Here is a 3,351-nt window from a genome sequence, read left to right on the forward strand (position 1 = left end):
GGGTTACAGGGCAGCGATCAATCTGCTGTCCGGCCCGACTCCCCCGGACGCCATCTTCTGTATCGCCGATGTCATGGCGCTTGGCGCGCTGGATGCAGCGCGCTTCGGGCTTGGGCTGAAAGTTCCGCGCGATGTTTCCATCGTGGGCTTCGATGACATTCCCTCGGCCGCCTGGCCGGCATACGACCTCACCACCTTCCGCCAGCCGATCGAGGCGATGGTGGGGCGGTCCCTGTCCCTGCTGTTTGATCCGGCAGACTTTCCACCAGCGGCTATTCGCATACCCGGCGAACTGATCATTCGCGGCTCTACCAACATTGGTCCTGCAACCGTCTGAACTGATCAACGCCAGATACTAATTTAGCAAATTCATATGCATACGTATTCTCAAGTTAAGGAAATGGAGAGTGATTTATGAAGGAAAATCAAGTCGCGCCAAATTTCAGGCTGGACGGAAAACGGGCGCTTGTTACCGGAGCCGGGCGGGGTTTGGGACTGGCCGCCGCCCATGCGCTCGCCCACTTTGGTGCCGAGGTCGTTCTGATCGCCCGCACATTGAGCGAGATCGAGGCTGCCGCTGCCAATATCACTCGCGCGGGCGGACGAGCCGAAGCAATCGCTCTCGATATCCGGGACGTTTCGGCAGTGAGTGAAGCTGTTTCACACAGGCCGGCTTTTCACGTGCTGGTCAACAATGCCGGGATGAACCGCACCAACCCATTCCTTGATGTAACGCAGGCCGATTTCGATGATATTATGGCCCTCAATCTCCGTGCTTCCTTTTTTGTCGCGCAGATCGTCGCGCGACGCATGGTCGAGCAAGGCGTCAGTGGCAGCATCATAAACATGTCGTCGCAGATGGGCCATGTCGGCGCCGCGACGCGCAGCGTCTACTGCGCCTCGAAATGGGCAATGGAGGGCATGACCAAGGCGGTGGCAATCGATCTTGCGCCATACAAGATCCGTGTGAACACCATTTCCCCGACGTTTGTAGAAACCCCGCTCGCTCAAAATTTCCTGAAGAACGAAACATTTAAGGCGGAGGTCATGTGCAAAATAAAGCTCGGCCGCATCGGTCATGTCGACGACATAACCGGAGCAGTTGTTTTTCTTGCGTCCGATGCATCCTCTCTGATGACGGGGTCGTCCATGGTCATCGACGGCGGATGGACTGCGGACTAAAGGCAATTCTCAACCCGCAAATTGGCAATCTCTGGTGGTTTTCGCTCCGTCTTTGACGCGACACGCAGTGCACGAGCGGCCAAAGCACAAACCGCGGCTGTCATTGGTGGGCTAAACGCCCACCAGTCTTCACTCCTTAGGGATATGGCAGTCCCAGGGGGCCCGCGAACTATTTGCTCAATCCCGTGGGTCATCGCCAGGTAAAGGGCGAGCACGGAGATCAAGCAAACCCCATTCCTACAACCACGGCCGTCCGCTCAGTTCGACAGACAAAGCTTTCGTGCGATGCCATGCCCGATCCTCACCTGCGAGAAGACTATGCTGCGAAAGGCGTTCTCCAGGATCACGACACGCTCTTCAAGCGCAACGGCAAGTGGCCCCGGCTCGCTCCTCGGCTACATCGTGTGATTTTTCATGGAATGAGGACCCTGTTTGAGGGGTGATTTTCGTCCAAACGGGACCCCTTAACGATGGGTCATCAAGATGCCTCCGGTTTGATCGGAGGCATTTGTGTTTTGGATGTTGGTTGTGGAGACGATTGCGAAGATACGCCGGCTGTCGCTGGTGCAGGGGAAGTCGATCAAGGCGATCTGCCGGGAGCTGAAGATCTCCCGGAAGGTGGTGCGCAAGGTTTTGCGTTCCGAGGAGACAGAGTTCCGCTACGAGCGCAAGCATCAGCCTTATCCCCGGATGGGCGCCTGGCGTGACGAGCTGGATCGGCTGCTATCGGCGAATGCGGCCAAGTCTCAGCGGGAGCGGCTGACACTGATCCGCATCTTTGAGGAGCTTCGCGGCCTCGGCTATGACGGCAGCTACAGTTCGGTGTGGCGGCATGCTCAGAGCTGGGCGGCGGATCGCGGCAGCGCCGCGGCCGAAGCCTACATTCCGTTGAGCTTTGCGCCGGGCGAGGCCTACCAGTTCGACTGGAGCCACGAGATCGTTCTGCTCGACGGCGTGACGGTAACGGTGAAGGTGGCGCACATGCGGCTTTGCCACAGCCGTATGTTCTTCGTGCGGGCCTATCCGCGCGAAACGCAGGAGATGGTGTTCGACGCCCATGACCGGGCGTTCAGCTTCTTCCGCGGCGCCTGCACGCGTGGCATCTACGACAACATGAAGACGGCGGTGGACGCGATCTTCATCGGCAGCGATCGCCGCTACAACCGCCGCTTTGCGCAGATGTGCGGGCATTACCTTGTCGAGCCGGAGGCCTGCACGCCGGCGGCCGGCAGGGAGAAGGGGCAAGTCGAGAACCAGGTCGGGCTGGTGCGCGAGCGCTTCTTCACACCGAGGCTGCGCTTCAAGACGTTGGAGGATCTCAACGGCTGGCTGGCCGACAAATGCGTTGCCTATGCCAAGGCGCATCGGCATCCCGAACAGGGCGAGCGCACGATCTGGGACGTATTCGAAGAAGAGCGCGCCAGCTTCATTCCCTATGCCGGGCGCTTTGACGGCTTCCATTGCATTCCCGCGTCGGTGTCGAAGACCTGCACGGTGCGCTTCGACAACAACAAATACTCGGTGCTGTCGAGTGCCGTCGGCCGGCCCGTCGAGATCCATGCTTATGCCGACCGGATCATTATCCGCCAGGACGGCGTGGTCGTGGGCGAGCATGCCCGCTGCTTCGGCCGCAACGAGGTCATCTACGATCCCTGGCACTACGTGCCGGTGCTGGCCCGCAAGCCGGGCGGATTGCGCAACGGCGCGCCGTTCCTTGGCTGGGTCCTGCCGTCGGCAATGGAGAAGGTGCGCCGCAAGCTCAAGGCGGTTGATGACGGCGACCGGCAGATGGTGTCGATCCTCACCTGCGTGCTGACCGACGGATTGAGCGCGGTCGAGGCCGCCTGCCAGGAAGCCATCGAGCACGGCGTCTCGTCGGCCGCGGTGATCCTCAACATCCTGGCCCGCAGCCGCGATCCGGCGCCGGGCACGATCCTTTCCATTCCCCAGGCGCTGAAGCTGGATCACGAGCCGGTCGCCGACTGCGCCCGCTATGACAGCCTCAGGAGGACGAACAGCCATGGAACGCACCGAAGTACTGGAACTGATGGGGGCGCTGAAACTCTTCGGGATGCGCGCGGCCTATGACGAGATCATGGGCGTCGCCATTAAGCGGCAGCACGAACCGCCGAAGATCCTCGGCGATCTGTTGCAGGCCGAGATATCGGA

General features: G+C 60.4%; 3 protein-coding genes and 1 pseudogene. All 4 read left to right on the forward strand.

Features of this window, described 5'->3' with window-relative positions; all coding sequences use genetic code 11:
• A partial coding sequence (locus EN884_RS30380) for a substrate-binding domain-containing protein (RefSeq protein WP_164895249.1) occupies positions 1-337 on the forward strand: 337 nt, incomplete at its 5' end.
• A gap of 77 nt (positions 338-414) precedes the next feature.
• Positions 415-1,182 (forward strand): SDR family NAD(P)-dependent oxidoreductase, encoded by a 768-nt coding sequence (locus tag EN884_RS30385; protein ID WP_063170551.1) that lies wholly within the window; start codon positions 415-417, stop codon positions 1,180-1,182.
• A gap of 519 nt (positions 1,183-1,701) precedes the next feature.
• Positions 1,702-3,270 carry an IS21 family transposase gene (gene istA / locus EN884_RS30390; RefSeq protein WP_063170550.1) on the forward strand — a complete coding sequence of 523 codons (1,569 nt, stop codon included), beginning with the start codon at positions 1,702-1,704 and terminating at the stop codon, positions 3,268-3,270.
• Positions 3,203-3,351 (forward strand): annotated as a pseudogene (locus tag EN884_RS30395) (IS21-like element helper ATPase IstB); the annotation flags it as partial. The gene istA and the pseudogene EN884_RS30395, both read left to right, overlap by 68 nt.

The sequence above is a fragment of the Mesorhizobium sp. M7A.F.Ca.AU.001.01.1.1 genome, from assembly GCF_004022735.1.
Lineage (GTDB): Bacteria > Pseudomonadota > Alphaproteobacteria > Rhizobiales > Rhizobiaceae > Mesorhizobium > Mesorhizobium ciceri.

Excerpts from the sequence above, each read along its gene's own strand:
- EN884_RS30385 (WP_063170551.1), top strand. The coding sequence starts at position 415 with ATGAAGGAAAATCAAGTCGCGCCAAATTTCAGGCTGGACGGAAAACGG.
- istA (WP_063170550.1), top strand. The coding sequence starts at position 1,702 with ATGTTGGTTGTGGAGACGATTGCGAAGATACGCCGGCTGTCGCTGGTG.